Below are 25,789 nucleotides of genomic sequence, written 5' to 3' on the forward strand. Positions count from 1 at the left end.
TCAGTAATAATATTATAAACATTTGTTCTTTCAACTAACCTGTACACCTTGGACTTATTTAGTTTTCTTCTTCAAGATAAAATATTCTATTACAAAAAAGAAAGCCAAGACAAACGCAATTAGACCGGTTGAAACATTCTGATTAAGTATTCCCTTAAATCCTAATGTAAACAATATTACAACAAACAGAGTCGCTACAATTCTAAGTACTAATAATCTCCCTTTATATAAATTCCCCATAATATCATCAACTTTAATATTATTGAAATGCCAAAGCCGTTTTAAAATAGTTTATTTTTCTAAACACGATTATTAAATAACTCATAGTCTTCTTCATTGGATAAATTTGAGGAAGTTACCCAAAACTTCTTAAAAAGTAGTTACATTCACTTTTTCACAATATAATGTAATTCAACAAATTGGTTAAAAGTTCTGGTACCTTTTAAATAAAGTTCTAACTGATAATCACCTTCTTTAAATAATGGAATTCCCTCTCCAATAATAGTTGGTGCTATTGTTAATATTAGTTCATCGATTAATTTTTCTTTTAAAAACGTATGTAATAAGTCTCCGCCGCCAACTAACCATATATTTTTTCCTTCTTCTTTTTTTATGTTATTAGTAAAGTCAATAATATTTTCATTTACAAACTTAACATCATTTGTATGGTTAAATGTTGACCTAGAAAAAACATAACAATCTTTATTTTTGTAAGGGAATTGATCTCCTTCATGTTTCATTATCCAATCATATGTTCTTTTACCTATTAAGATTGTGTCTACCGTTTCATAAAATTCCGAATAACCATTATCTCCTTCACCTTCAACTTTAAATAACCAATCTAAAGAGTCTTCTTTTGTTGCGATGTATCCATCCAAGCTCTGGGCAATAAACAATACTATCTTACGTTGGTTCATCATATTAAGCCTCCACTCCATACTCTAAATTCAGAATACACGTTCTCTATTAGTAGTTTAAAAAAGATGTTTCTCTGATTAGAACCTGTCTCTTAGCTCAAAAAGAAAATTCAACAAAATACTCTCATTACTTTATGAAGGGAAAAATTCCATAGGTTCCGTACAATGAACGTAACCATTTTTCTTATAATAATTAATAGAATCATCACTCGGCCAAACAATGACAAATTCATAATTGTTTTCTTTAACCCACTTATTTATTGAGCCTAGTAATTTACTTCCAACCCCTTTATTTCTATACTCCGGCATTGTATATACGTTGGTCATATAAGCAAATGGATAAGTTATTCTGCCAGGGCGTGGCACCTTTTGTATTAATTCTATGTATATATGCGAAACAATTTTTCCGTTATCCTCTGCAACCCAAATAAACCATTGATCTCCATTAAGAGCATTCTCTAAAAATGTTTGACATTCTTTTTCAAAAACATCGAATGATTCGTTTTTCTTACTTTCATCATGTTCAAGTGTAAAATCCCATCTCATCCTTATTAATTGTTTAATATCTTTTACTTCAGCAAATCTTATATTCATCAGAATTCCTCTCCATTTCAATAGATTAAAGCATTTCTATTAAAAGATGTATTCTATAAGAATGTAGAAAAATCCTTGTTAAAGAAACCTGCCACTTAAACAACAAAAAGGCGCTCTCTCTTAGAGATGCGCACATGTTAGCCTAAGTTATTTCTTCACAAACTATATTTTTTAATTACCAAAATCGATAATAACTATTCTTTAAACTTTACTAGTGTTATTTTGAAACCATTTTTCCTACATATTCACCAATTCTGTTCTGTACCTCTTTAAGTACCCTTGGTTCAGTATTTGGATGGTGATGTTGCAGGACTCTGTGCCTTATTACATGCATTTTTTTAATGTGTTTATTTGAAAAGTGTGTATGGTGGTGATTCATGTCATTTGGAAGATCAAATGTGTCAGCAATTTTCCTTACAACTATTCGGTGCAAACGTTTAATATAGTTCAGCATGTTTATTCATCTCCTTATAAAATTCATATGACAATTACTATTCTTTTGCCTTTGTAATCATCTCGTTTTCATGCTTTTTCAATATCTTTAAGTGGAAACTTTTCAACATCAATATGAAGTTTATTATTTTGAATCAAATTCCAGACTAGATTCGTCCCTTCTTGTAAGGCATCCGGTGTTAACCTAGCTCCTCCCTTATATTCTCCATCATTGTAGTGCGCACGGTATCAACGGAATGTGTAATTGAAGAGGTTTTCCTTCTAATAACCTTGAATTGAAAATTTCTCTAACACCTATAGAATATTATTTAAATATCACTCTAACATATATAGAGAAATATTTCAACATAAATCTATATATGTTAGACTAGTCTTGGAAACCTAGCTAAGGAGATAAAGATGATGGCACTTAATAAGGATGTAATTGTAGAGGAAGCCTTAGAATTACTTAATGAAAAAGGCATAGAGAATGTAAGTTTACGTGAATTAGCTAAAAGACTTGGTGTCAAAGCACCTACATTATATTGGCATGTTAAGAATAAAGCCAAATTAATCAATGAAATGTCAGAACGAATATTGCTATCTGAATTTCGTGAAATAAAACATCGAAATGTTGATGAATCTTGGCAAGAGTGGCTTATTAATTTATTTAATCAACTTCGTACAGCCATGCTCTCGTACACAGACGGAGCGCGCGTTATTGCAGGAGCCCATTTTTCCTTAACCATGTCAGGCGTAATGGAGGTTGCAATAAGGACGTTACTTACAGCAGGAGTGAGCTTGCGAAAATCACGTTTAATTGTATTGACTGCACAACACTTCACATTTGGACATGTAATTGAGGAACAGACTCCTCCTGACTCAAGCTTGAACGAAGGTTTTGATTTAGAACAGTTTAAGGAGAAACACCCTACTACAATAGCAGGTATCGAGGAATATTTCGGATCAGGGAAAACGCCTAGCGATCTTTTCAATGATGGATTAAAACTTATTATTAACCCATCATAATCTAACAGAACTTTCCTATACTATTTAATGTAACGACATGTTTAAATCATTTCTGTTGTTTAGTTGTAGCTGAACATTAAGTTAAATATTAACTATTATTAGGACAATTGGTCAACCAGTAAATCTGGCTGACCATCATATTTTTATTAAGAAAAACCACGTTAATTCAAAACATTGGATTTACTTTTTGAAAATATCAGCAACTAAATTACTAAATTCCGTTAAGAAAAACTGCAATTATAGTTGATCTACAGCACTTGTTTTTTCATAAATTCAACAGTTAACTAGAAACCATCCTGTTTCGTGCGGGAAATCTTTTCTCGATAAAGATTGGCCAGAAATCCATTGACGATAAGAAGTAATAGTACCGTCGTGGGAAACTATATAAATTTTTTCTTTTTGTAACAGCTTGCATTTCGAAATAAACTTTTCTGCAAATTTTATAAAATTACTTTCTGGCATTATATTTATTCCAGAAGTCCATAATTCAGATGGTATATCCATATCGATTTCAAATGTTGGATAATCTCCTTTAATTCTTTCTAAATCCATTATTTCATCGCAGGGCAATGTTTTTTCATCTGGAAGAATAGGGAACATTCGCGGTGAAACTAATGGAGTTACAATCTTACGGCAATCAATATTCTCACTCCAAATAAATGTTGTTTGCAGTGTTCTTCTAGTAGGACTAATAAAAATGACATCATTGTCAGTTAAAGGAAATTCATTTCTTAATAATTCTGCTTGTTTAACCCCTTTAGCTGTTAAGAAAGGATCTTTCGCCTGTAGGCTACTTGGTAAATCTAGATTATGCTCTCCTTGCCCGTATCGAATAAGTACCAATTCCACAAAATCACCACTTTTCATTATTATTTATATCTCTTTGTTTCCTTCAAAAAATATTAAGTAAGTATAGGTTTTATTTTCAATAAACCTATATCAACAGACGTCTCTATATATCCAACTATCTGGTCAAACTTAAATACATTAAGCTCTTCCTTTATAACTTCCTTATCGTACTCCATATCGCCTAAAACATAAGGAATGAATTCTTCAACATCCTTGGAAGTAACCTCTTGCAAATCTAAGATTGATGGAAAATGACTTAACGCTTTTCTCAATTCTTCTGTATAGCCATAGTACTCCAATAGTTTTCCGTTCAGTAATCTGAAATCGTTATGATATAAATTAGATATCTCTTTATTAGCTTCCATTCTATTTTTCAACCAAGGAAGATAAAAACCCTTCAACCATAAGTCATCAGCAATCAAATGTGTATAATATCCCAATATATAATGACTTTGCATTTGCGTACTATATTTATGTAAAAATCCATTATAATCAATGCATCTTGAATAATCTTGGGTTTGCCCTATATAGTAATGTGATAGGTCTTTTGGATAAACAGCATCTGGAGCAATTCCTCCTAGTAAAAACGGTGTTCTATCTCCTATCGATAGACACTCCGAAATTCTATTCGCAATAATTAAGTGCATAATTCTCGAACCCATTATTCTCCTCACCTTTCGATAATTTGCCTATTGAATATGTTCATGATTCTTCCTTTACATATGCTTATAGAGTAAATTTTAAAATATATACTCTTGCGACTAAGGAAAGCTTCACTACAGAAGATGCAAGATGACTAGCTTAACAAGGATTACAATCTATTTTTTTAAGATATACCTCTATATAGTTGCGGTTTGTAGCATTTAAACCACTAGGCAATTCGTTAAAACTAAAAAACTGCAAATCAATTGATTCAGTATAATCAATTGTTATGTTTCCTTTTGCTTTATAAGTTAAATAAACAGCGGTGATCGAATATAGTTCGTCTCCATTAGGCAACCTCAAAAAATATTCAGGTCCAGAGCAAATATCTAATAACTCCAATTCTTCAATTTCAAGACCAGTTTCTTCCTTAACTTCTCTCTTTGCAGTATCTTCTAAACTTTCACCGACTTCCATTAAACCACCAGGCAATCCCCAACTTCCATCATTTCTATGTTGTAGTAATAGTTCATTATCTTCATTAACAATTAATACTACGGAACCCGGTAATATTAATGGTCTATTACCTACTAATTTTCTTAATTCCATAACGTAACTCAATTGAGTTCCTCCTATGATAATAATTTTTTTACAAAGTATTCCGAAAAAAATCGGTTTAGTCTTTTTGTGAAATTTCGCCCTATACAGACCTATCCCTATGGTAGATTTTGTAAAACATGCGGTGATTCTTCTCTAACTCTCATCGTCTAATAGAAATATCTCTTGAATGCTTACTTATTCGCAGGATTTCATAGTATTTAGATATAGATAATATGGCATTATGAGATTAGTGGAGGAAATTCAGCACGGCTCCATAACCATAATGGAGTATGGACATCTATTGGTGCTATACCCGTTCCGGTGAGCGCCCTTTCCCAAGCTGAAGCAACTGTTTTTCGGTCTTCTACTGCGCCATTTAAAACTTCCTCCGTACATAATCCAAGTTTTACAGTAGCTTTTAAGATGTGTGTATCTGGTGCAATAGTGATAAGTTCCCGCGATTTCCAAGCAACATCGGTGTAACTCTCCAAGACATATAGCCAATAGTTAAATATCTTCGGTCCTGAGAGATAAGGAAATTCTTTTTTTCTTGAGCCTTGAATAATATTCTTCAATAAAGCAATATCCGCCTCAACAAAATCAATTAATCCTTGTACATTTCCTTTATCAGACGATTTCACTATTCCTTTTGCAACACGCTGCCAAATTTCAGGATGGCGATTTGGTTGTAGACCTACCCGATGCAAAAGCAAAGCTTCTCGTAATTCATCTAGATTACTGTTTACTACAATAGTTGGATTAAAAATCCATTTGTTCTCCGGATCCTGGTAAGCTTGCACCACCGATTCCCATAATTTATAAGAGTTTCTCTGATAGTTCAACGCCATTGCAAGAGTTAAAACATCCATTAACTCATTTTCTTTAACAATTCCAATTAATACATCCTCAGGCATTATTTCTCCACCTAAAAATCCATTGGAATGCATTTTTATTAAGCCATTTATATTATTTAAAAAGGTACTATCGCTCATCTTGTCCTCCGAAAATCTGAACTTATTTATCTATTAACTTCTCTATAAAAGGAAGATTCACCTTCTTAAGCCATTTAATGCTTTTTTAACAGTTAATCCATTGTATTAATCTAGAAAACCATCTTCATTATTTTCGAAAGTTAGAGGATCACTATCACAATTCCTGGGAAGTTTCTGCTCGAACAACATGAAAATGTTCTGCTACATCAATTCTGACAATAAGATGTCTCACCGATAATTCAAAAATTTAATCATAATGAACATGGATTGAAACGTATTCGTATTTAAGAACGTATAAATAGCGAGTGAATTTCGTTTAAATTCAGACTATTAAAACGGGGGATGTATTTTATGAAAATACAAAGGTTATTCACAATTAGAAACTTGTTTATCATTACATTGTTTGCCTCTTACTTTCTACCTTGGGTAAGCCGATTACAAGACATTTCAGATGTATCACTTACAGGATTTTACTATACACTTGCAATGTATTTGTTTTTATCACCGATTGGTCTTGTACTCTCCGCTATTCCAATACTATGTATTATCGTTATAATTCAAGAACTTAGATCAAAAAACACCTCGAAAATTCGTTTAGTAACGTCCATTTTAACAATTATTTTATTTTTTATTGCTATCGCTTATCACACTGTATCTGGAATGCTTATTGGAAAAACGTTCACCAATTCGCTTATTTATCAGTTATCTCAGATGCGTTACGGAGTGTATATAGCACTTCTTTCTTCCATATTAATTATCTTTGGAAATAGTAAGAATAAGGTTGAGTAAAGAAGCTATTTTATCTCCCACCGATTATCCTTATGAAATTTAAAGAAATCCATCAAAAAAGCAAAGGTAATCTCCTTTGCTTTTTAATGACTAATCGAACTATTATAGGCTAATTACTCGGCGGTAATGAAGAACTACTTGAATATCATCATTTAAATACTTCATTTTGTAATATAATTATTTTTTCCCCATTATCGGCTTTCGCAATTTCTTTCGTATTTTCAACTAACCGAAAAATATTATCACAACACTGTTTGGCACCCATGACTAATAATGGTACACCAATGAAATCTATTTTTAATCCCCTGGAAAAAAAGCCACCAAAAGACATCGTGATAGGTACAGTTGGTGAGGTATTAGAGAAAACAACTTTTTCCTTAAATTGAAATTTATCTTCAAGTAATAATGTCCATTCTTTTAGTGCTTTAACAACAAGCTTACTCCTTTTTCTTCCAATCGAATATACAGAGTTTCCCTCATCATCAATCCCATGGAAAATAAGTTTTCCAAAATCCTCTTTCGTTAATTTATTAAAATATTTCACATCTAAAATTTCTTTTGTAGTTAGTTTCTTTTCGGATTGAGGTAATTGCTTTAAATGATATGCAGCCGCCAAAGATGTGGTATGTGTCCCGCCATAATCATTATAGATATATATCATGGTATCATCCCTAATATGTTTTATCTAAAGATATTATGGTCAATAATTGCTTTCTCAATTCAATTTTATAGTTAATACTGTTCCGAAAATACTTCAATTACAAGCATCCCTTGTTAAAGGCATGCACATTAAACTCAAGTTATATCAATCTTCTTGGATTTGTATAAGATTACCGCAAGTATCATCAAATCTTGCATAAGTTCCCCATTCCTCTTTTATTGGTTTTATAGTAAACTTTACACCGAGCTTTTCCAATTTCACGTACTCTTTTTGAACATCTTCTACAAAAAAAGAGGTGATAGGGATCCCTTGTTCATATAGAGCTTTTTGATATGTTTTGGCAGTAGGGTTTTCGTTAGGCTCTAGAAGTAGCTCAATATCTCCTGGTCCATCAGGAGATACAACAGTTATCCATTTAAATTCGCCCACAGGAACGTTGTGCTTTTTAATAAAGCCCAGTACCTCTGTATAAAACTTTAACGCCTTGTCTTGATTGTCAACAAATACACTAGTAAGTTTTATTTTCATAATAATCCTCCCTTTAAATGAAACTTTCCTTTTAAATTTCTAACATCTCACTTTAGCTTCTCGGTTGTTAGGTATCCTATTTATTATTCAATAAGAATCATTCCATATTCTCGTACAATGAACTAATTTATTCGCTTGGAAAGAAAGTTTATATATATCTGGCATAGCAAGGTTCTTCCAAAATGAATAACTATATTGTTCATCAAAATAATTCATAATAAGTACCATGATATTTCCATGTGTTCCAATCACAACGTTTTTCCCTTTAAATTTTTCTAAAATCATTTTAGTAGCTTTTATGCCTCTTTGCTGAGCTATCTTGTTTGATTCTCCACCTTCCCAGGAGAAATCAGGGTTATCCCAAACCTCTTCAATCGCCTCTTCAAAATTATTAACAGACTCTTTTGCTAGCTTCCTTTCTTTAAAATCATCTATAATTTGAATTTCCTTTTTAAGGATAACAGCTATTCCTTCAACCGTTTGAATCGCTCTTAAATATGGACTTGCTACAACGTGATGAATATTTTCTCCCCTTAGTAACTCCTTAACTTTGATTGCATCTTTCATTCCTTTTTCTGATAATGGCCTTTTAAGTTCCTCTGGTGTATATGTAGAATGGGCATGTCGAACGAAATATAAATTTGTAATCATAAAAACCCCCAAAAACATCTTGATTGCAACTTTAATTAGAAACCGATATTTATTGTATTTTCGTTACAATATATTGGATGTCTTCTTCCACTAACTCGTAATAATAGCAAATATTAAAAAAGTATAACAAATAGGAATGTTATGTTAAATTGAATTATATAATCCTATGTCATTTATAGGAAGAATTCTTAAACTCATAAAGGAAAGGTGTTAACACGTTGAAATTTTTAAATTTTCTATTGGGCGGATTGTGGTGTTTAATTTTTCAATTATTTTTCGGAGGTATTCTTTATTTCACTTTTAGATTTATTGCAATATTTTTCCCCGAGAACAGTGCACCTCTTATTATAGAAACCATTATATTTGCCGGTATATATGGAGCAGGCTGGTTTATATACTGGAAAATGCGTTCTGTTTTAGGCATTAAAGTTTCCTTAAATTCGAAAGAGCTCATTTGGTATATATTCATGGCCATGCTGCCAATTATCATACTCTTAATTATATTTAACCCTATACCTTACCCGGATGCTATGATTCCAATTTCATTTGAAGAATATCGATATATTTTTACGCTCTATGTTACAACACTCCTCGTATATCCGATTTATTCTTTTCTATTAAATCGCTACGTTTTTTCTAGCAAGACAAGTCAAAGTAGAAAAACAACCATTACGGTCACATTCATATTTTTATTAGGTATCAGTTGCGCCTACATAAGCTGGTCAATCATGCCGTTGATCTATAAAAGCTATTAATTCGCTTTATAGATTTAAATCTAAAGTACTCTAATCACCTATCTAATTTTCTTTGTTGTTTAAACCGCTTTTTTCTTAAAATTTTACTTGATATACCGTTTTCTTATTCAGAGCTTAGCTGAATAAGAAAATGGGCTACTATTTCAGAGGATTTAAAGCTTTTACGTATACAATTAAAATTCGCAATTGAACTTTTATCAAGCCATACTAAACCAATCAATGAATAACATCTAATTCATCTTTTCTCATATTATTATGGTAATTATCTTATGAAAAATACTAAAAATAAGAATTGCCAAATATAAAATCCCCACAGTTATTGTACAAGCACGAACAATGTCATACCGTTTTTTAATTGGATTAATATATTCTTTTAAATCTGTAATTGGCTGTTCTTCTGTTTCACTTGTAGAACTTCTATTGGCTAATAAGAAGAAAACTATACCGAGCAATCCAAAAGTGCTACTACTTATAATATGTGTTAGACGCAATATAATGGCTACTAACGCTATCAATATTCGAATAATAAAAAGATATTTTAATATTTTCATTGTATCCCCTGATTCCCCGAAATTTTCATTTAATATTCTATTCTTTTCTAATAATTTCTACATTTTTTTCAAGAAACCTTCTCGCTATCACAATAAAATGCCCCCAGTAGGCAGCAGAAATCATTTAAGTTATAGGCACTGCTAAATTTTAATATTGATAAATCACTCATATTAACGGAAACCAAGCTAATATAGGATTCCATTCTTTTTAAACAAGCGCTATCAGTAGTTTAAAAATGTCTATTTTCTTTTTTGAACATTTTATTTCTGATAATAGAACTAATTTTATAGCGTGGGATTAAGAATAATAAAATCACAAGAATACCAATTGTATTACTGAAATCTATGTGGAACTTAAATAAGTAGTAAGTAAAAAAATAAACACAGTAAACAGATAAAGCAATTAAAAAATAATCAAGTATTGCTATTTTCATATACTTAGCTGTCACTACATATATAATGCCGATTAATAATAAAAAACCAAAATCAAACAAATCCATAAAGCCCCCCCTATTTACAGCTTCATTCCAATTCTATTGCATTTTTTAACGTTCTTCCTCTCCTAAACTATTTATTAAAGAAAATTACCCCAATCTAAATGCTTTATATCTTCCACCCTTTTAACTTCTTTTCTAAACCACTCCATATTTCCTGCAAAACGTTCAGAACAAGGAAATTCAATTCGTGCTACACGATTTCCTTGGATACATCTAATTACTCCATTGTAAAAAGGTTGGCTCTTTGGTTTTTCCTGATAAGTAGAAACATATGGAACAATCTCATATCGGTAGTCTATTGCAAGTGAATCAAAATGTTTTTTAGATACAACTTCCTTAATATTTTTATAAGTAAACTCATCTAAATCCCATCGAATTATACAATCTCCATCTGGAAGCTGAACCTTCAACTTAAGGTATCTCCCGATTTTATCCTTTGATACCTCTACGATTCGAAAGTTATTTAAATTTATAGACATACCGACTCTCACCAACCTACTTTTTTTCTACCTACCTAATTAGTAGCATTAATTCGCCTTTCCCTCTTGAATTACCTACCCCGTTTTGAATATCAAAAAAGCTTTACTCTTCATTGAAGTTAAGCACGCTGCTGATTGAAAACTGACATTAATTTTCTTCACAATGAGGTAGGGCTATCAGGAAGCGTAACGGCAAGAATTATATAAATAAGAAGACTAGCCGGTAAAAAAATAAAAATTAATCTTACTCCCAATGATGATATACCAAAATACTCAGCAATACCTCCGCAAACTCCAGATATAGCCTTATCCGTTGATGATTTTTTTAATTTCATTTTCAATTACCCCCAATTCATAATTTCAATAAGTAACATACTTTCCATAGGATTTACGTATTTGTAATAAAAAAGTTTCGATTCTAAATCAAACCATTGTTGTACTAGACTTTCCCTCACCTCAATAAAGTGAATCTAAATAGGGTTAAATTAGATCACCATTTACAATTTAATTTATAAAAAAAATTCATTTTACTAATGCATCGTCAAGGCATAGTATTAGGTTAAAATCAACGTGTTGAAAGGAGTTAATATGAGGGATATTAGAGTTTATCATGTGGATGCGTTTACTGTGGAGAGATTTGGAGGTAATACAGCATGTGTAGTATTAGATGCAGAAAAATTAACGGAAGCTGAGATGCAGAGTATCGCAAAAGAATTAAATTTACCGGAATCCGTTTTCTTACTACCTTCAAATAAAGTAAACACGGATTACAAAGTAAAGTTTTTTACTCCTACTGAAGAAATCAACTTTTGCGGCCATGCTACTGTCGGGTTAACGTGGCTATTGGCGAATGAGTTTGACCTAGCTGAGAAAAAAGATGGGATTGTGTTAGAAACAAATATAGGTAATGTACCGGTTGTATGGCATAAGGAAAACGGAATAGTAACGGATGTGGAAATGACACAAGTTAAGCCAAAAACTCAAGATTTCACAATGGACCATGAAGAGCTTAGTCAACTGGTCGGGGTACCTTTTGAAAGTATTGACTTAGATTATCCAATCAAACTAGCAAATACGGGAAATTGGCATTTACTTGTTCCTGTGAAACATCAAAGTGATATAGACAAAGCAACACCAGACTTAGCAAAGTTAGGGATACATAATAAGGAAAATAATATTAGCACAACACATTTATATACTTTTAACACTACGAAGGATTATGATTTATATACGAGAGATTTTGCACCGGGGGTTGGCATACCTGAAGATCCTGTAACTGGAGCTGCAAATGGTGCACTAGCTGGGTTCCTTTATTTAGAAGGCATACTCCCTCAAGATAAAACGACGCATCTGAAAATTGCTCAAGGCAATGCGATAGGAAGACCTGGTACGCTTTATGTGACAGTCATCCCGACTGAATCAGAACCAATCATCAAAGTTGCTGGGGCAGCCACCATCACTATTCGTGGTATCTTAACATTCTAAATATCCCTGCTTGAATTGGAAGCCACCTTAAGGATTTCCAATTCAAGCTCGAACTACAACTTAGAATCCAATTTTTGATGACTCAAAGAGTGTTTCTTCATTATTAAAATCAAGTGTTCAAGAGAATACCATTTGGACGAAGACGACTCATCATTATTTCATCAATAAATCTACCGTGAGCTTTTAAACTACCTTTCTTTTTACCTTCTACTGTAAACCCAAACTTTTCATACAGTGCTTGTGCTCCAGGATTTGTAACAAGAACGCCAAGCTCCACTCTTTCAAGCATTAACCAATTGTCTGCTAAATCAAGTATTTTCGAAAGCAAGGCTTTCCCAATTCCTTTTTTATGATATTGACTATCTACTCCGATAAATATATCTCCTGAATGAGATCTCCGACCTTGCCCCTGAGTTAGACCTACAAATCCAACAACTTTACCATTAAGCTCGGCAACAAATTCAAATTGATTATGGCTTAAGTTACGCAATCTATTTTCCATAGCGTCCAATCTCATACTAGGGAGAAAAACCATATACTGTAGAACCGCGTCTTGAGTACAGATACGATGAATTGCACTTGCATCATTTATTTGTACAGCACGAATTGTAACTTCCATCACCATTACCTCCTTTGTTACTAAAAAGAAAAAGTATAATTTAGAAGTTCGTTTTACAATGTAAAAATTCCTGCTCCTTCACTGCAGTCTGGTGAATGGTCTGTAAATCCTCAGGATATACCGCGTGTTTTTGTAAATAATAAGAGTGTTAAATACTAAATGAAGGAGGACTTGTATGCAACAGGATCAACAAGCAAAGAAAAACATGACTTCTATGAAACAAGAATTTACCGGAACTGATGCACAGAAAGTAAAACAAGAAATTCAAAAAGATGTAAGCGCAGGACAAGGAGCCATGACTTCCCGAGAAGCAGGAGCAATGCGCGATTAAAAAAACAGCTGAAATTCAACATAAAATTTTTGCTCAAAAGATCTAAAAGTTTAGAAAGATCTCTAGAATAAGGATCACTTTTTCATTTATTTAGGAAAAGTCGTGAAATCTAATTAAATATCTCTATTATCTAAGCTAGTCAAGACATTGCATCAAAATGTAATACCTAATTGAGATTCTCTTGGATTTTTTTAGAATAACAAAAAATGCTAAATCAAAGCACCCTCTCATCTCACTTCCTTTAATTCAGAAATCTTGTCTTTAATTTGAGTAACCAGCGATAGTAAAATAAGCGGAGATATTTCCGTTAAATGCAGAGTAGAGCTCTTTCCGGGGTAAATAAAGGGAGGTTTTCCGCTTAAGCAATGAGAAATTACCAATTTTCACGTTTGTTTCAGTCAATAGGGGAAATTTCTCCTTCTATTTAAACTATTTTTAATCAAATTTACTCATTAAGGGGAATTTCTCCTTCTATTCAGATCTGGTGCTTAACCTGATCCCTAACCGATAAGAACGGACCCTCACGACCCCAGATGCAGGAATCAGCATCTTTTTATCGACTAGTTGAGTAAGTACTTTTCTTACCGTCTTGCCACTTAGCTTCAAATACTTCTCGACTTCTATAGGGAATATGGCCTCTCCTTTTCGAATTGCCAGCCGGAGCACTTCCTTTTCAGCAAAGGATAGAGAGGTCTGGTCCAGTTCATCCCCCAACCATCGGCCAATCACTTGCTGAATAATCTGTTGGCATCGACGAGGCTTTTCTTTAACTTGGTCATAAGAAAATCGGATCACAGTCCATCCGTCAATCACCAACTGGTTTTGACGTTCCAGGTTGTCGGAAAACTGCCATCTGCTTATGTTCTTTAGGTGAGGGCCATACCCGTCGATTTCAAGGCAAATCTGGATGGCGGGACGAATATAAGCAAAATCCAAATACCTTTTGCCATCCTTGAAATCATCGACTTCATATTCTGGATGAAGATACTTGAAATGGTAAAATAAAGGCCACCATACTTGCTTCAAAAACAACGTTTCAGCCTGATTGTGACCTTCTTGCAAGCGCCGCAACCGTTCACCGATTCTTGCCTGCAAATGCGCATTCAAAAAGGCCCGGTATTCTTCTTCAAATCCCATGGCATTCCTCCTCCTATCCAATGGTCATGTCTTTTACAGGACCCTTAATATCCTATTGCCAATAATTCATTTAAACAAATTTAGTGGACAAACTACAAAAAATTATGCAGTTAGCCAAAATGACCTGACTAATTTGGAAACCGATCTTTCCTCAATTTCTTCTACTATCAAATTTTGGTGTTATCTTCAGTGACCTTTATCTATTCCTTAATCAGAGTCATAAAATCATATTCAGGAACTCCATACTTCGCAAACATCTTTTCCCGATACTCTTCAAATGATAAATGAAAATTTTCTGGTAGGTAGTCAAATTGTATGGGATATACTCCGTTTTCATAAGAAAGATCCACAACATGGGCATTTAATCTGCATTCATATTCGACGACACGAATGAATCATCTACATTATTTTTTCATTTGAACTTCGGAAAGATTTTTTAAAAAAATAAGAGTGAAAAAAGAAGTTTAATGTGTCTTAAATTGGAGAAATTAACAAAGACTTGCAGAGTAGCTAATACAATAAGAAAATTCAAGGAAGAATTTGAGGATAGAACTATTTTTAGTTTAATAGAATTCTTATATTTGTCAATCTATTTTCTTTATATTTCGACAATACCATTCTTATCATTTCTATTTACGTAAAGAAATATTTACTGAATTCTGACCCAACTAAAAACCGCCAATATTGATTGACGGTTAATTTTAACTATTTATCGTTGTATAATACCCGCTAAGACTTGGTCGACAAATTCACCTGAAACGACTTCCGCTTTGGATACTCTGGCATCAGGATTGATATCTTTCAAGGTGCTTCGTAGTATCTCTACTGCTTGATCGGTCGATGCTTCATCCGAATTAGAAATCACTATACGGTAATCAAGTTCGTCCACGTTGTAATAAGTGACAGAGACAAACCCTGGTAAAGATTTTAAGAAGGGGTGAATTTCTTTGACCCCCTGTTCATACTCTTCGTCTGATTTGTTCACTGTGTTTTTAATGTATACTTCGATACCAAATGGCCCGTGCATTGAAACACCTCATTTCAATACTTTTTTAGTTTGGTTGCCTTGCAGTCTAATAGTAGCATTTGATTTGTGCAAAGTATGTTGTAATTTCCCATAGATATAAATTAAAATCGACAAAACAGATGTAAGCGAAGGACAAGGAGCCATGGCTTCTCAAGAGGCAGGAGCAATGCGCGATTAAACAACCATTCTAGTGGTTTTTTCTGCTTCAAAATTAAAACAACCGCAAATGGAGCAGTTTTTAATCTTTCTTTTCCGTTATAAAGTAGAAAAATTTATACTTTCTTTCTTTTTAAAACGCTGTTATCCAGCTTTTTTTAAGCGAAAATATCATTGAACAGTGCCCGTCCCCCCACTCCGAAAATTTCCTCACCGATTGTAAAAAGACAAAAAAATTGATATACTATTTTTTATTGGTATCTGGTATACCAGATACCAATATGTATCCTTTATTAGATTTTAACTACTACTATTATGATTAAGGATGAAAATAGATGACTTTCTTAAAGGCAGAACAACCGCAATTGTTTAAAGATCATGCATATAAAGAATTAAAAAAAGGAATTATTCAACACGAAGTCAAACCTGGTTCCATGTTAAATGAACGCTCACTTAGTGAAAGCCTTGGAATTAGCCGGACCCCATTAAAATTAGCTTTGCAACAGCTAGAACTAGAAGGCTGGATTCAATCTGTACCAAGAAAAGGGATTTTTATCAAAAATATCAATAAGCAAGATGTTGATGACGTTTTCCAATTACGTAAGGCTAATGAAGTATTGGTTATTGAACTACTAATTCCACTTCTTGATAACGAAACAATTTCTAAGATTGAGACGGTGGATAAGCGACTATTTGATATCAAGGAAGACCCTTTAAAATTTGTGTACTGTGATTCTTCCTTTCACTTGTTGTTAGCGGAGTTAAGTCAAAATCTTCGACTGTATCAATTAATCCAAAACCTTACCGATCATTTTAATTGGTATGGATTCGCTGCAATAAAGGCAGGACTAAGCTTAGATAAAGTTTATTACGAGCATAAGTTAATTATTGAGGGACTAAAGGAGAGGAATGTACGCCAAACAACGGATGCTGTTTTGAATCATATTGATAACACGTATAGAACAATAATAGATAGCCTTAAGGAGTGAATAGAAAGTTTGAGAAGGTAATCGTCTACAAATCACATTTTTTATCCGATGAACGATATTGTCCATTTTTATAAGAAAGAAGGGAAGTTGTTTCCAAAAAGAGAGACAACACAACATGAAAATTCTCATCATCTTTTTACAAGTTTGTATTTTATATATCTTTTCCTTCATTGGAACCGTAATTCATAATTTTTTCCACCTAATTATTCCGGGTAGTATCATAGGACTCTTATTACTTTTTATTTGTTTATGTTTAAAAATTGTTCCAGTAAAGTGGATTGAAAATGGAGCTCACTTTTTGCTAAGTATATTAATGTTATTTTTTATTCCTACAACAGTTGGTATTATGAACTATCCTTCGTTGCTGTCTATTCACGGTACACTGCTCGTTTTAGCCGTACTATTAAGTACCGTCATTTCCATTGCAATAGCAGGAAAGACAGGTCAATTTTTTGAGAAAAAAGCACAAAAAAGAAAGGATGATAAAGAATGCAGCAAGTTCTCCTCGCATTCTGCATGATTTTATTTACTGTCGTTGCTTATTTTGTGATGACTAGAATTTATAAACGGTATTCTTATCCGTATTTAACTCCCGTTTTAACTGCGACTGCTATTATTATCATGATCCTTTTAGTGTTTCATATTCCTTATAAAAGCTATATGATTGGCGGGCAATGGATTAGTTCCCTTTTGGGTCCATCCGTTGTAGCACTTGCTTACCCTTTGTATAAACAACGTCATTTTTTAATAAATCACTTATTCACCATATTGGGTGGGGTTTTGGTTGGTGCTATTTCTGGAATGGTCAGTGTTGGCCTCCTGGCTAAAATCCTTGGGATTAATCATACATTAATACTTTCCATTATTCCTAAATCTCTCACTACACCTGTTGCAATTGAAGTAGCTAGAGGATTGGGAGGAAATCCGTCAATGGCAATTGTCGGTGTTATGATTGCAGGAATCTTTGGCGTAATAGCTGCTCCTACTATCTTTAAATTGCTGCGAATTCATAGCCCCATTGGCAGAGGGATCGCTCTTGGTAGCGCATCACATGCTATTGGGACTTCAAAAGCAGCTGAATATAGCGAACTAACCTTTTCAATGAGTTCTGTTACAATGGCATTATGTGCAATCATTGGCTCCTTTCTAGGCCCAATTGTCGTGTGGCTACTTCATATTTGAGTACCCCTCACGAATAAAATAGCATTTCCTTATACATGTAGGTGGTCCAATCACCCTATCTAAAAGAAGTCCAATTTCCTCTATTTGCTCTTTGTAAATTGGACTTTTTATCTGATAAAAATGGATTCAGCTAATTTTTAACGTTATATGTTTGGTTAATTGCGTATTTTTGAGTTGTTGGTGAATATGAGTTTATTATCCCTATTTGATCATAATCAAAAGAACTGCGTGTTTTTAACATTAAAAAAATGGGAAAGGCAGCCTTCTTCCCATTTTAAAGAATATTAGATTTGGAATTTAGAAATAGATTCCTGAAGATCAGTAGCCAGTTTGCTTAACGAAATAGCAGATGCAGTGATCTCTTCCATTGAGGCGTTTTGTTCCTCTGCCGATGCTGCAACGTTTTGAGTATTCCCTGCTGATTGTCTTGAGATTACAGCAACTTCTGAAATCATGTGAACCATTTCTTCTGTTCCCGCATTCACTTCTTCAACAATTGCAGAAACTTCTTGTGTTTGGGCAGTTATACCATTTATCATTTGAACAATTTCCTTGAATGAATGGCCCGTTTCCGTTACTTTTTTAATACCTTCGTTTACAGATTCAGTTCCCTCATTCATAGATTGAATTACGCGATTAATTTCACTTTGTATTTGTTGTATCAGCTCTTGTATCGATTGTGTTGCTTCCCCAGATTGTTCGGCTAATTTACGGACTTCATCCGCAACCACTGCAAAACCTCGACCGTTTTCTCCTGCCCTTGCAGCTTCAATCGCAGCGTTTAAAGCAAGCAAATTGGTTTGAGCAGAAATCTGTGAAATTAAGTCTACAATACTCCCAATTTCATTTGATCTTATACCAAGCTCGTTTACAATTGTTGCTGTTTTCGTCACCTGCTGATGTACCGTATTCATTTGTTCTACAGTTTCAATAACCCCTAAATTTCCTATTTCAGCTTTTTGATTTGTATTTTCACTTAGATCTCTAACTGTTTGAATTGAGCCAGCCATCTGCTCCATTCCATTTGAAATTTCTGTTACTACTTGATTTGCTTGATCTGTATTAGTAACTTGTTTTTCAGATCCGTAAGCCACTTCTTGAATGGCATTCGTAATTTGTTCTGTTGCTTTAGTAGTTTCTTCAGTACTTGCTAACAATTCTTCTGATGAAGCTGCTACCGTCTCAGCAGTTGCACTAACATGACGTATTAACTCCGCTAAGTTAAAATTCATTTGATTAAATGATTTAGCCAATTCGCCAAGTTCATCTTTATTTTTAATAACGACAGGTTCCATTGCTAAGTTTCCATTTGCTACCTGTTCTACATTTTTGGTTATTTTCTCTATAGGTTTTGTGATCATTCGCGACACAATATAAGCTATTAATAATCCAGTAAAGATAGCAATGATCAATATAATAATACTTTGTGTTTTTCCACTATTATATATTTGATCTCCTTCTTTACTTGCATTAATACTATTATCTTTATTAATTTTCACTAGCTTATTTAAATCAACTTGCATACTATCAGAAATATTCCTTGATTGTTGAATAATTTCAATAAGCTTATTTCCGTTATTTGAACCAGCTCCATTGATAATATCCATATTTCTTCCTAAATCAACGAATGATTTGTGTAGTTCTTCATAATCCTTCCACTTATTAACTAATTCATTAAAATATTTACGATCCTCATCAAGGTAAATCGTTTTTTCATAAATGTTTAATGTTTGATTAACCTTTTCAATAGTCGTATTCATCTCTTCTTCAAATTTATCCATTTGCTGAGCATCTGGTTCAAGAGTAAGTCTATATTCTAATGCAAGAAGATGTTCTGTTCGATAGTTAATATCGTTAATTGCATTGATTGCAGGTAACCATTTATTTGCAATTATTGTTGATTGATGATTAATATTTTCCATCTTGGTAATAGATAACCATCCTAAAGAACCCATTAGAATTAAAATAGATATAAAGCCAAGATATAGTTTCTTTCCTACTGAAAATTTCAATTTCATAGTTACTAGTCACCTTCCTTAAAGTTTTATTGATCGAGATTGATCGTGATATAAGTCAAATTGCAATTCTTTTTATCGGATTTTACTTTATAAACTTTCATCAATTGCCCCCCTTTTTAAAATCTTCCTATTTTTAATATATATATCGACAAATTTCCCATATTTATCGACAAAAATTAATTAATATCGACAAAAAACTTCCTTCATTCGACATATTTCCGACAAATTATAAATTATCTATAAAAGCTTTAAATAGAATTTGTTAGGATAAAATAACCTGATTTCTAGTTGGAAATAGACAGCAATATATGAAAAATGGATTTTTCTAGTAATCACGTTATTGGAAGAAGGAAAACTATGTATATAATTAGTAATGTAAGTTTAGGGTTTTTATGTAATAATTATTTTATAGAAATGTAAATTTACAATTCATTCATAGTGGAAGTGGGGATCATAATGGCAACGGGAACACATACAGTAGAAATTCCAGTAGATGTACAAGCAGTTTGGGAATATGTCAGTGATCTTGAAAAATGGGCAACAACAGTACCAGCTTATAAAGAACATGAAATCATAAATGACAAGCAATCTATTTGGACATTTGAAGGTAGTGTGAAAGGTATTAAAAAAACAGTACAATTGCAGGTAGATATTACAGAATGGAACGAACCTTCAAATATTAAGTTTGAAATAAAAGGTTTATCAGATAATTTTACAGGAAGCGGTAACTTTACTGCAGAAGATGTTAATGGTAAAACAACAATGACTTGTACCGTGGAAGTCCATGCAGGCGGATTATCGGGTGCGGTGCTAACACCAATTATCAAATGGGTTGTTCCAAAAGTAGCATCTCGTTTAACAGAATCTATCGCACGTAAAATTGCAGTATTCTCATAGTTTTCAAGTATTAAAAGTCGCTTCTTTTTGGAGTTACCTCCTCTGAAGCAAAGATGGTAACCAGAATACATCATTAAGAATTTTACTAGAAATTTTATAATTAGTGAAAAAGGAGGCTGTCCAAATAAAATGGACGACCTCTTTTTTTCGTTGTGTCACCCATTTACCAACCTTAAATCTCCGCTTTACCATCATTTGTGATACGGTTCTCCGTAATTTATCTAAATGCGGTTTTTATTGTTTAATTAAAGTTAGTACATAACTTAATTAAAAAAGGTAGGATCATGGGTGTCATTTTATTAGGTAATTTCCATGCTTTCAATTACGACAGGAAACATTAACTTGCATTTTTGTTGAACTTACAAAGAAATTAAATTATCTTTCTCCTAAGAGATATAAATTAACCTGAACAAATCAACGAGGTGAGAAATAAGAATGTCAATTTTAGATCAAAATATCCCAAATGAATACTGGAATGCCATTATTACGAATGACGAGTTATATGATGGGCTTTTTTTCTATGGAGTTAAGACAACTAACATTTATTGCCGTCCTTCCTGCAAATCAAAAGAACCAAGAATTGAAAATATTGTCATCTTTCATCACCAAGAAGATGCTGTTCACAACCAATTCCGTCCGTGTAAAAGATGCAAGCCTGACTTATTTATACATCCGAATGAAGAAATCATAAATGAACTCGTTGAATGGATAAATTATCATTACCACAGGCCTATAACATTAGAAAAGTTAGCCTCCATAAGTAATATAAGTCCATTCCACCTGCAAAGAATGTTTAAGCATTTAAAAAAGATGAGTCCGCTTGAATACATTAATAAGGTCCGCCTAGAGAAAGCCACATCCTTTTTAATAGACACAGATAAAAGTATCACTGAGATTGGAATGGAAGTCGGGTTTTCGAATTCCTCCTACTTTAGTACATTTTTTAAAAGAGAAACAGGATTTACTCCTGTGTTGTTTAGGAAAAAATATAAGACAAAATAATAAAAATATAACAGCAAGAATTTGAAAGTAATCTTCCTCCTGAAAATAATATACTTACTTTGCATCAAAAATAGGTGGAGGACGTGAAGTTATGCATAAAACAATTGATCCTAAGATATTTTATTTTGGAACCCCAGTGGTCCTGATTAGTACGTTAAATGAAAACGGTACTCCTAATTTAGCCCCAATGTCATCAGCATGGTGGTTGAATCAATCATGTATGCTAGGGATGAGCGGGAATTCCCAGACTGTCACAAATTTAATTAGGGAAAGAGAATGCGTTTTAAACTTACCTTCAGCAGCATTAGTCAGTTCTGTCGATAAGTTAGCTCTAACAACTGGAAAAAAACAAGTATTAGAAAATAAACGAAAAATGGGTTATGAATATGTAGAAGATAAATTTGGAAAGGCGAATCTTACTGCAAGTCCCGCTCAATTAGTGAGAGCACCAGTTGTAAATGAATGTCCTGTTCAGCTAGAAGCAATTGTTAAGAACATTCATTCATTTGATGAACCTAGTGCGATCAAGGCGATAGAAGTGGAGATAATAAAAACACATATTGACGAATCTATTTTAGTAGAAGGAAAGGAAAATTATATTGATCCTGAAAAATGGAAGCCTCTTATCATGAACTTCTGTGACTTTTTTAGTTTAGGAGAAAAAATACATCCTTCCCGGCTAGCAAAACCATTTATTTCTCAATTTGAAAACGTTTAATAAGATGAAGTCTGCATCTCTTGAAGCGTTTTGTTAGCCAAAAAGTACAGTAATATCCATCTAAAAAGAAAAGTAAAACAGAGAAACATTTACGTTTTATGAAAAAGGCGAATAAAGATTTAGCAGCCCGTTCTTTCTATGGTTAACTTTACTAAAAATTTCAAAAAACTAGAAACATGATAAAGCCCAGATGTTATCCTACTGGGCTTTATTTCAAGTTATATACGGGTAGATTTAATATCGACTTTTTTCTCGGCACTATTTAATTTTCATGAGACAAACAATAAAAGTAATTTTACAAATAACTTGAAGAAATTAACAAAAACATTAGCGATAACTTACATAAACCAATAAAAGAACTTTAATTAAGATATTAGAAACCGACAAAATAAAAAACTGATTCATAACTATCTATGAGCTATGGATCAATTCTTTTTTAGTTTATGCGGATAATTATATTATGAATTTTTTTAACCTTACCAATGAATTATTACTTTTCCTCTTGATCACCATTTTCACCCTTATTTATTGCACGACCGTCTCCACCAACCGCATGCTGTTGTTTCGTATTAGAACTTCCTATGGCCGAATTAGTACCTCCCGTACTATCGATTCCGCTGCCGCTTGCCACCTGAGTAGCCGACGACTGTTTTTCACCCTTATTTATCTGATTATTGATGATGATAACAATTTCTCCGTTACCATCCCAGTCTTTATGCTGTTCATGGGGTTCCGTCTGCTCCCCTTTCATACCGCTGTTTCGAGCTACCCCATGTGCTCCCACACTTTGCTGTTGATCGGTATTCGAGGCATCTATTGTTCTAAAAGACCTATGTATACATATTTTGTTAGAGGAAACATTCGTTATTCGAAGTGGAAAAAGATTTATTAAACTACCAAAAAAATTATGTATCTTCGGATAACACCCAACAAAATTGATTACATTTTAAAAAAAGGGGGAGTAACCTAAATGAAATTGAAAAATGCCGGAAAAGTTTTTGTGATTTTTTTAATCATGTTTAATCTTATTGTATTATCTGTTCAAGCAAGTACAGGTGACCGACAAACGCCGTACTCCGCGTTTAAAAAACACAAAATAACCTATCAGTACGATTCGTCTTATCCAAAAAGAACGATGGAGTTGCAGCTGAAAGAAATTTATAATGGGGACGAAGCTAATCGAATTATTCATAATGAATTCAAGGATAATCCTCAGCCGAAAGCTGATGAAGAGTGGATTTTGATGAAATTTCATATAAAATATGTTACCGGGCCGGAGGAATTACTTCCAATGGGCGACTTCATTTCTAGTTATACGGATCAAAATTTCTTCACACCAGATGGAAAGCAAATTAAAAACCCTGGGCCGGCTCCATTATTTTTTGATGAATTTGCTGGCTATGATGAATTCTCAGTAAATTTATACCCCGGGGGTGAATCAGACGTCATTTATCCCATTCTTGTAAAAAAATCAGTTGGTGGATATCCCTTGTTACGAATTAAAACAAACTCAGACAATAATGGGGATTCATATGCTTGGTTCAACACAAATCCAAAATACGTGGAGCCAATTGATGCAACGAGCGTTCAATTGAATAAAACAAACATCCGCTTAGGTGCCGGAACCTCCGAAAAACTCACTGCAGTCATTCAACCGGAAAATACCACTAACAAAAAAATAACTTGGGCAAGCAGCAATAGTACTGTTGCCAAGGTCAATACCGATGGAACCATCATCGCTTTAAAAGCTGGTAGTACAAAAATTACAGCGAAAACTTCCAATGGGAAGCTTGCAACTTGCAGTGTAACGGTTGTTCCTGTTTTAAGCGTTGTTTCAAGCACCGGAAAATCCGTTGTCAATAATGCGGTATTAAATAAAAATATTACAGTTAAAATAACTAATAATAAATTAAATTCAAAGGCTGTAACAAAGAATGGAAGCAAAATTACTTGGCCATCCTCCAACACATTTACGAAAGACGGAAAATACAAAATAACAGTGAAGGATGGCTACGGAAAAACATACACATATAGTTTCACGATTGATAAGAAAACTCCATCAGTTCCTACGGTAAATAAAATTACAAGTAAAACCACAAACGTTACCGGTACAACCAAAAAGAGCGCGACCGTATATATTTACAAAGGAAACAAATGTCTTGCCAAAGGAATTGTCAACAATAAAGGAAAGTACCAAATAAAAATAAAAACACAACCGAAGGGAACGACACTAAAAATCTTTGCTAAAGACGCTGCCGGCAACCAAAGTAAAACTAAAACCATTAAAGTAAAGTAATAATATGAACGGTGTAAGGCATCATGTGATAATTCACAAGGTACCTTACACCGTTTGTTTTTAATATAAGTCATCATCTTCATCAAAAAAGAAAGAGCAGTTTTGTAACGGCTCTATCAAAAGTATAGTTATTAAATTCAGCCCGAAAATTTATTCCCTAGATACTGTTACAATTTTTGTTACACTAATTCTTCCTTTTTTATCTTTTGCACTCACATATACTTTCGTTCCAATTCGTTGCTTCGGAATTGTCACTTTGTAATTACCCTTCACGTTTGCTTTAGCTGTATATGCTTTTTTTCCGATTTTTACAGTGATTGTGGCTTTTGGCTCTGTTTTTCCCGCCATTAAAGTTGATTTATTATTTATTTTATTGACCGTTGGCATATTTGGGGCAATTCTTATCACTTTAGTACTAATTACAGCACTGACATTTCCTTTGTTATCTTTTGCTTTGATTGTAATTACTGTTCCTGTATTTTGGACCGGAATTGTCACTTTGTAATTACCCTTCGCATTTGCTTTAGCTGTATATGTTTTTGTTCCGATTTTTAAAGTGACTATGGCTTTTGGCTCTGTTATTCCCGCTACTAAGGTTGATTTATTATTTACAGCATTGACTGTAGGCATATTAGGTGCAGCTCTTATTACTTTTGTACTCATTACGCTACTTACATTTTCCTTACTATCAGTTGCTGTGACTGAAATAGTTGTTCCTGTATTTTGGACTGGAATTGTCACTTTGTATTTACCAAGTCCATCTACTTTAGCTTTATATACTTTTGTTCCGATTATTACGGTGATAATTGCTTTTGGCTCTGCTTCTCCCTTCACCAAAATTGATTTATTATTTACTGGGTTGACTCTTGGCATATTAGGTGCAGCTCTGATTACTTTTGTAGTCATTACGCTACTTACATTTTCCTTACTATCAGTTGCTGTGACTGAAATAGTTGTTCCTGTATT

Annotated in this window: 31 protein-coding genes and 1 pseudogene; 12 read left to right on the top strand and 20 right to left on the bottom strand. The window is 33.3% G+C overall.

Annotation, left to right across the window (positions count from 1 at the left end):
* Positions 1-386: 386 nt before the first annotated feature.
* The 3 genes from AC3WJF_RS12970 to AC3WJF_RS12980 all read right to left on the bottom strand — a co-directional run bounded on the left by AC3WJF_RS12970 (position 387) and on the right by AC3WJF_RS12980 (position 1,965).
* Positions 387-920, bottom strand: coding sequence for a dihydrofolate reductase family protein (locus AC3WJF_RS12970; protein ID WP_492452802.1), 534 nt, complete (start codon positions 918-920; stop codon positions 387-389).
* Between the two features lie 129 nt (positions 921-1,049).
* Positions 1,050-1,511 carry a GNAT family N-acetyltransferase gene (locus AC3WJF_RS12975; protein WP_492452803.1) on the bottom strand — a complete coding sequence of 154 codons (462 nt, stop codon included), beginning with the start codon at positions 1,509-1,511 and terminating at the stop codon, positions 1,050-1,052.
* 217 nt (positions 1,512-1,728) lie between these two features.
* Positions 1,729-1,965 (bottom strand): hypothetical protein, encoded by a 237-nt coding sequence (locus AC3WJF_RS12980; RefSeq protein WP_492452804.1) that lies wholly within the window; start codon positions 1,963-1,965, stop codon positions 1,729-1,731.
* Positions 1,966-2,363: 398 nt separating this feature from the next.
* On the opposite strand from AC3WJF_RS12980, the gene AC3WJF_RS12985 reads away from it, so the two are divergent.
* Positions 2,364-2,972 carry a TetR family transcriptional regulator gene (locus tag AC3WJF_RS12985; protein WP_492452806.1) on the top strand — a complete coding sequence of 203 codons (609 nt, stop codon included), beginning with the start codon at positions 2,364-2,366 and terminating at the stop codon, positions 2,970-2,972.
* Positions 2,973-3,245: 273 nt separating this feature from the next.
* Here the strand turns inward: AC3WJF_RS12985 and AC3WJF_RS12990 are convergent, their stop codons facing one another.
* From AC3WJF_RS12990 to AC3WJF_RS13005, 4 genes are all read right to left on the bottom strand, one after another.
* Positions 3,246-3,839, bottom strand: a complete 594-nt coding sequence (locus AC3WJF_RS12990) for a histidine phosphatase family protein (protein ID WP_492452808.1) — start codon at positions 3,837-3,839, stop codon at positions 3,246-3,248.
* Positions 3,840-3,874: 35 nt separating this feature from the next.
* Positions 3,875-4,483, bottom strand: coding sequence for a hydrolase (locus AC3WJF_RS12995; RefSeq protein WP_492452810.1), 609 nt, complete (start codon positions 4,481-4,483; stop codon positions 3,875-3,877).
* 139 nt (positions 4,484-4,622) lie between these two features.
* Positions 4,623-5,084 carry an NUDIX hydrolase gene (locus AC3WJF_RS13000; RefSeq protein ID WP_492452811.1) on the bottom strand — a complete coding sequence of 154 codons (462 nt, stop codon included), beginning with the start codon at positions 5,082-5,084 and terminating at the stop codon, positions 4,623-4,625.
* A gap of 218 nt (positions 5,085-5,302) precedes the next feature.
* Positions 5,303-6,055, bottom strand: coding sequence for a hypothetical protein (locus AC3WJF_RS13005; protein ID WP_492452813.1), 753 nt, complete (start codon positions 6,053-6,055; stop codon positions 5,303-5,305).
* A 351-nt stretch (positions 6,056-6,406) separates the two neighbouring features.
* Here AC3WJF_RS13005 and AC3WJF_RS13010 point away from each other — a divergent pair, with 351 nt between their 5' ends.
* Positions 6,407-6,844: a hypothetical protein gene (locus tag AC3WJF_RS13010; protein WP_492452815.1), complete on the top strand. Its 438-nt coding sequence runs from the start codon at positions 6,407-6,409 to the stop codon at positions 6,842-6,844.
* A 148-nt stretch (positions 6,845-6,992) separates the two neighbouring features.
* Here AC3WJF_RS13010 and AC3WJF_RS13015 read toward each other — a convergent pair whose 3' ends face one another.
* From AC3WJF_RS13015 to AC3WJF_RS13025, 3 genes are all read right to left on the bottom strand, one after another.
* Complete coding sequence (locus AC3WJF_RS13015; protein ID WP_492452817.1) at positions 6,993-7,505, bottom strand: DUF3189 family protein; 513 nt, start codon at positions 7,503-7,505, stop codon at positions 6,993-6,995.
* 144 nt (positions 7,506-7,649) lie between these two features.
* Positions 7,650-8,033: a VOC family protein gene (locus tag AC3WJF_RS13020; RefSeq protein ID WP_492452819.1), complete on the bottom strand. Its 384-nt coding sequence runs from the start codon at positions 8,031-8,033 to the stop codon at positions 7,650-7,652.
* Positions 8,034-8,120: 87 nt separating this feature from the next.
* Complete coding sequence (locus AC3WJF_RS13025; protein ID WP_492452821.1) at positions 8,121-8,684, bottom strand: histidine phosphatase family protein; 564 nt, start codon at positions 8,682-8,684, stop codon at positions 8,121-8,123.
* Positions 8,685-8,902: 218 nt separating this feature from the next.
* Here AC3WJF_RS13025 and AC3WJF_RS13030 point away from each other — a divergent pair, with 218 nt between their 5' ends.
* Entirely contained in the window at positions 8,903-9,439 is a 537-nt protein-coding gene (locus tag AC3WJF_RS13030; RefSeq protein ID WP_492452823.1) for a hypothetical protein, read from the top strand.
* A gap of 245 nt (positions 9,440-9,684) precedes the next feature.
* On the opposite strand, the gene AC3WJF_RS13035 is transcribed toward AC3WJF_RS13030, so the two are convergent.
* From AC3WJF_RS13035 to AC3WJF_RS13050, 4 genes are all read right to left on the bottom strand, one after another.
* Positions 9,685-9,990, bottom strand: coding sequence for a hypothetical protein (locus tag AC3WJF_RS13035; RefSeq protein WP_492452825.1), 306 nt, complete (start codon positions 9,988-9,990; stop codon positions 9,685-9,687).
* Between the two features lie 230 nt (positions 9,991-10,220).
* Positions 10,221-10,490, bottom strand: coding sequence for a hypothetical protein (locus AC3WJF_RS13040; protein ID WP_492452827.1), 270 nt, complete (start codon positions 10,488-10,490; stop codon positions 10,221-10,223).
* 74 nt (positions 10,491-10,564) lie between these two features.
* Positions 10,565-10,966 (bottom strand): hypothetical protein, encoded by a 402-nt coding sequence (locus AC3WJF_RS13045; RefSeq protein WP_492452829.1) that lies wholly within the window; start codon positions 10,964-10,966, stop codon positions 10,565-10,567.
* Between the two features lie 158 nt (positions 10,967-11,124).
* Positions 11,125-11,307: a PspC domain-containing protein gene (locus AC3WJF_RS13050; protein WP_492452830.1), complete on the bottom strand. Its 183-nt coding sequence runs from the start codon at positions 11,305-11,307 to the stop codon at positions 11,125-11,127.
* 247 nt (positions 11,308-11,554) lie between these two features.
* Between AC3WJF_RS13050 and AC3WJF_RS13055 the strand changes: the two genes are divergently transcribed.
* Positions 11,555-12,451: a PhzF family phenazine biosynthesis protein gene (locus AC3WJF_RS13055; protein ID WP_492452832.1), complete on the top strand. Its 897-nt coding sequence runs from the start codon at positions 11,555-11,557 to the stop codon at positions 12,449-12,451.
* A gap of 109 nt (positions 12,452-12,560) precedes the next feature.
* Here AC3WJF_RS13055 and AC3WJF_RS13060 read toward each other — a convergent pair whose 3' ends face one another.
* The gene (locus tag AC3WJF_RS13060; protein WP_492452891.1) at positions 12,561-13,070 is read right to left on the bottom strand and encodes a GNAT family N-acetyltransferase; all 510 of its coding nucleotides are present in this window, start codon (positions 13,068-13,070) and stop codon (positions 12,561-12,563) included.
* 175 nt (positions 13,071-13,245) lie between these two features.
* Between AC3WJF_RS13060 and AC3WJF_RS13065 the strand changes: the two genes are divergently transcribed.
* Complete coding sequence (locus AC3WJF_RS13065) at positions 13,246-13,401, top strand: hypothetical protein (protein WP_492452834.1); 156 nt, start codon at positions 13,246-13,248, stop codon at positions 13,399-13,401.
* A 471-nt stretch (positions 13,402-13,872) separates the two neighbouring features.
* Here the strand turns inward: AC3WJF_RS13065 and AC3WJF_RS13070 are convergent, their stop codons facing one another.
* The gene (locus tag AC3WJF_RS13070) at positions 13,873-14,538 is read right to left on the bottom strand and encodes a putative endonuclease domain-containing protein (protein ID WP_492452836.1); all 666 of its coding nucleotides are present in this window, start codon (positions 14,536-14,538) and stop codon (positions 13,873-13,875) included.
* Positions 14,539-15,247: 709 nt separating this feature from the next.
* On the bottom strand, positions 15,248-15,565 hold the full coding sequence (locus tag AC3WJF_RS13075) for a hypothetical protein (RefSeq protein ID WP_492452838.1): 318 nt from the start codon (positions 15,563-15,565) through the stop codon (positions 15,248-15,250).
* Between the two features lie 491 nt (positions 15,566-16,056).
* On the opposite strand from AC3WJF_RS13075, the gene AC3WJF_RS13080 reads away from it, so the two are divergent.
* From AC3WJF_RS13080 to AC3WJF_RS13090, 3 genes are all read left to right on the top strand, one after another.
* Positions 16,057-16,710 (top strand): GntR family transcriptional regulator, encoded by a 654-nt coding sequence (locus tag AC3WJF_RS13080; RefSeq protein WP_492452840.1) that lies wholly within the window; start codon positions 16,057-16,059, stop codon positions 16,708-16,710.
* A 115-nt stretch (positions 16,711-16,825) separates the two neighbouring features.
* Positions 16,826-17,230 (top strand): CidA/LrgA family protein, encoded by a 405-nt coding sequence (locus AC3WJF_RS13085; protein ID WP_492452842.1) that lies wholly within the window; start codon positions 16,826-16,828, stop codon positions 17,228-17,230.
* Entirely contained in the window at positions 17,200-17,892 is a 693-nt protein-coding gene (locus AC3WJF_RS13090; RefSeq protein ID WP_492452844.1) for an LrgB family protein, read from the top strand. The genes AC3WJF_RS13085 and AC3WJF_RS13090 overlap by 31 nt, the downstream gene beginning before the upstream one ends.
* 284 nt (positions 17,893-18,176) lie before the next feature.
* Here the strand turns inward: AC3WJF_RS13090 and AC3WJF_RS13095 are convergent, their stop codons facing one another.
* Positions 18,177-19,910 (bottom strand): methyl-accepting chemotaxis protein, encoded by a 1,734-nt coding sequence (locus tag AC3WJF_RS13095; RefSeq protein ID WP_492452846.1) that lies wholly within the window; start codon positions 19,908-19,910, stop codon positions 18,177-18,179.
* Positions 19,911-20,366: 456 nt separating this feature from the next.
* Here AC3WJF_RS13095 and AC3WJF_RS13100 point away from each other — a divergent pair, with 456 nt between their 5' ends.
* From AC3WJF_RS13100 to AC3WJF_RS13110, 3 genes are all read left to right on the top strand, one after another.
* The gene (locus AC3WJF_RS13100) at positions 20,367-20,807 is read left to right on the top strand and encodes an SRPBCC family protein (protein WP_492452848.1); all 441 of its coding nucleotides are present in this window, start codon (positions 20,367-20,369) and stop codon (positions 20,805-20,807) included.
* Positions 20,808-21,242: 435 nt separating this feature from the next.
* Positions 21,243-21,809 (top strand): bifunctional transcriptional activator/DNA repair enzyme AdaA, encoded by a 567-nt coding sequence (locus AC3WJF_RS13105; RefSeq protein ID WP_492452850.1) that lies wholly within the window; start codon positions 21,243-21,245, stop codon positions 21,807-21,809.
* A 91-nt stretch (positions 21,810-21,900) separates the two neighbouring features.
* Entirely contained in the window at positions 21,901-22,527 is a 627-nt protein-coding gene (locus AC3WJF_RS13110; RefSeq protein WP_492452852.1) for a flavin reductase family protein, read from the top strand.
* Between the two features lie 490 nt (positions 22,528-23,017).
* Here the strand turns inward: AC3WJF_RS13110 and AC3WJF_RS13115 are convergent.
* A pseudogene (locus AC3WJF_RS13115) lies at positions 23,018-23,344 on the bottom strand (hypothetical protein); the annotation flags it as partial.
* Between the two features lie 153 nt (positions 23,345-23,497).
* Between AC3WJF_RS13115 and AC3WJF_RS13120 the strand changes: the two are divergent.
* On the top strand, positions 23,498-24,823 hold the full coding sequence (locus AC3WJF_RS13120; protein ID WP_492452854.1) for an Ig-like domain-containing protein: 1,326 nt from the start codon (positions 23,498-23,500) through the stop codon (positions 24,821-24,823).
* 150 nt (positions 24,824-24,973) lie between these two features.
* Here AC3WJF_RS13120 and AC3WJF_RS13125 read toward each other — a convergent pair.
* Positions 24,974-25,789: Ig-like domain-containing protein (locus tag AC3WJF_RS13125; RefSeq protein WP_492452856.1), on the bottom strand; the 816-nt coding region annotated here is incomplete at its 5' end.

It is taken from the genome of Heyndrickxia sp. FW510-T9 (genome assembly GCF_058781025.1).

Coding starts and splice junctions, on each gene's coding strand:
- AC3WJF_RS13095 (WP_492452846.1), bottom strand. CDS start 19,910: ATGAAATTGAAATTTTCAGTAGGAAAGAAACTATATCTTGGCTTTATA.
- AC3WJF_RS13060 (WP_492452891.1), bottom strand. CDS start 13,070: ATGGAAGTTACAATTCGTGCTGTACAAATAAATGATGCAAGTGCAATT.
- AC3WJF_RS13010 (WP_492452815.1), top strand. CDS start 6,407: ATGAAAATACAAAGGTTATTCACAATTAGAAACTTGTTTATCATTACA.
- AC3WJF_RS13075 (WP_492452838.1), bottom strand. CDS start 15,565: ATGCACGGGCCATTTGGTATCGAAGTATACATTAAAAACACAGTGAAC.
- AC3WJF_RS13120 (WP_492452854.1), top strand. CDS start 23,498: ATGAAATTGAAAAATGCCGGAAAAGTTTTTGTGATTTTTTTAATCATG.
- AC3WJF_RS12985 (WP_492452806.1), top strand. CDS start 2,364: ATGATGGCACTTAATAAGGATGTAATTGTAGAGGAAGCCTTAGAATTA.
- AC3WJF_RS13005 (WP_492452813.1), bottom strand. CDS start 6,055: ATGAGCGATAGTACCTTTTTAAATAATATAAATGGCTTAATAAAAATG.
- AC3WJF_RS13090 (WP_492452844.1), top strand. CDS start 17,200: ATGCAGCAAGTTCTCCTCGCATTCTGCATGATTTTATTTACTGTCGTT.
- AC3WJF_RS12995 (WP_492452810.1), bottom strand. CDS start 4,483: ATGGGTTCGAGAATTATGCACTTAATTATTGCGAATAGAATTTCGGAG.
- AC3WJF_RS12970 (WP_492452802.1), bottom strand. CDS start 920: ATGATGAACCAACGTAAGATAGTATTGTTTATTGCCCAGAGCTTGGAT.
- AC3WJF_RS13100 (WP_492452848.1), top strand. CDS start 20,367: ATGGCAACGGGAACACATACAGTAGAAATTCCAGTAGATGTACAAGCA.
- AC3WJF_RS13070 (WP_492452836.1), bottom strand. CDS start 14,538: ATGGGATTTGAAGAAGAATACCGGGCCTTTTTGAATGCGCATTTGCAG.
- AC3WJF_RS13110 (WP_492452852.1), top strand. CDS start 21,901: ATGCATAAAACAATTGATCCTAAGATATTTTATTTTGGAACCCCAGTG.
- AC3WJF_RS13085 (WP_492452842.1), top strand. CDS start 16,826: ATGAAAATTCTCATCATCTTTTTACAAGTTTGTATTTTATATATCTTT.
- AC3WJF_RS13040 (WP_492452827.1), bottom strand. CDS start 10,490: ATGGATTTGTTTGATTTTGGTTTTTTATTATTAATCGGCATTATATAT.
- AC3WJF_RS13015 (WP_492452817.1), bottom strand. CDS start 7,505: ATGATATATATCTATAATGATTATGGCGGGACACATACCACATCTTTG.
- AC3WJF_RS13105 (WP_492452850.1), top strand. CDS start 21,243: ATGTCAATTTTAGATCAAAATATCCCAAATGAATACTGGAATGCCATT.
- AC3WJF_RS12990 (WP_492452808.1), bottom strand. CDS start 3,839: ATGAAAAGTGGTGATTTTGTGGAATTGGTACTTATTCGATACGGGCAA.
- AC3WJF_RS13055 (WP_492452832.1), top strand. CDS start 11,555: ATGAGGGATATTAGAGTTTATCATGTGGATGCGTTTACTGTGGAGAGA.
- AC3WJF_RS13065 (WP_492452834.1), top strand. CDS start 13,246: ATGCAACAGGATCAACAAGCAAAGAAAAACATGACTTCTATGAAACAA.
- AC3WJF_RS13020 (WP_492452819.1), bottom strand. CDS start 8,033: ATGAAAATAAAACTTACTAGTGTATTTGTTGACAATCAAGACAAGGCG.
- AC3WJF_RS13025 (WP_492452821.1), bottom strand. CDS start 8,684: ATGATTACAAATTTATATTTCGTTCGACATGCCCATTCTACATATACA.
- AC3WJF_RS13080 (WP_492452840.1), top strand. CDS start 16,057: ATGACTTTCTTAAAGGCAGAACAACCGCAATTGTTTAAAGATCATGCA.
- AC3WJF_RS13035 (WP_492452825.1), bottom strand. CDS start 9,990: ATGAAAATATTAAAATATCTTTTTATTATTCGAATATTGATAGCGTTA.
- AC3WJF_RS13045 (WP_492452829.1), bottom strand. CDS start 10,966: ATGTCTATAAATTTAAATAACTTTCGAATCGTAGAGGTATCAAAGGAT.
- AC3WJF_RS12975 (WP_492452803.1), bottom strand. CDS start 1,511: ATGAATATAAGATTTGCTGAAGTAAAAGATATTAAACAATTAATAAGG.
- AC3WJF_RS12980 (WP_492452804.1), bottom strand. CDS start 1,965: ATGCTGAACTATATTAAACGTTTGCACCGAATAGTTGTAAGGAAAATT.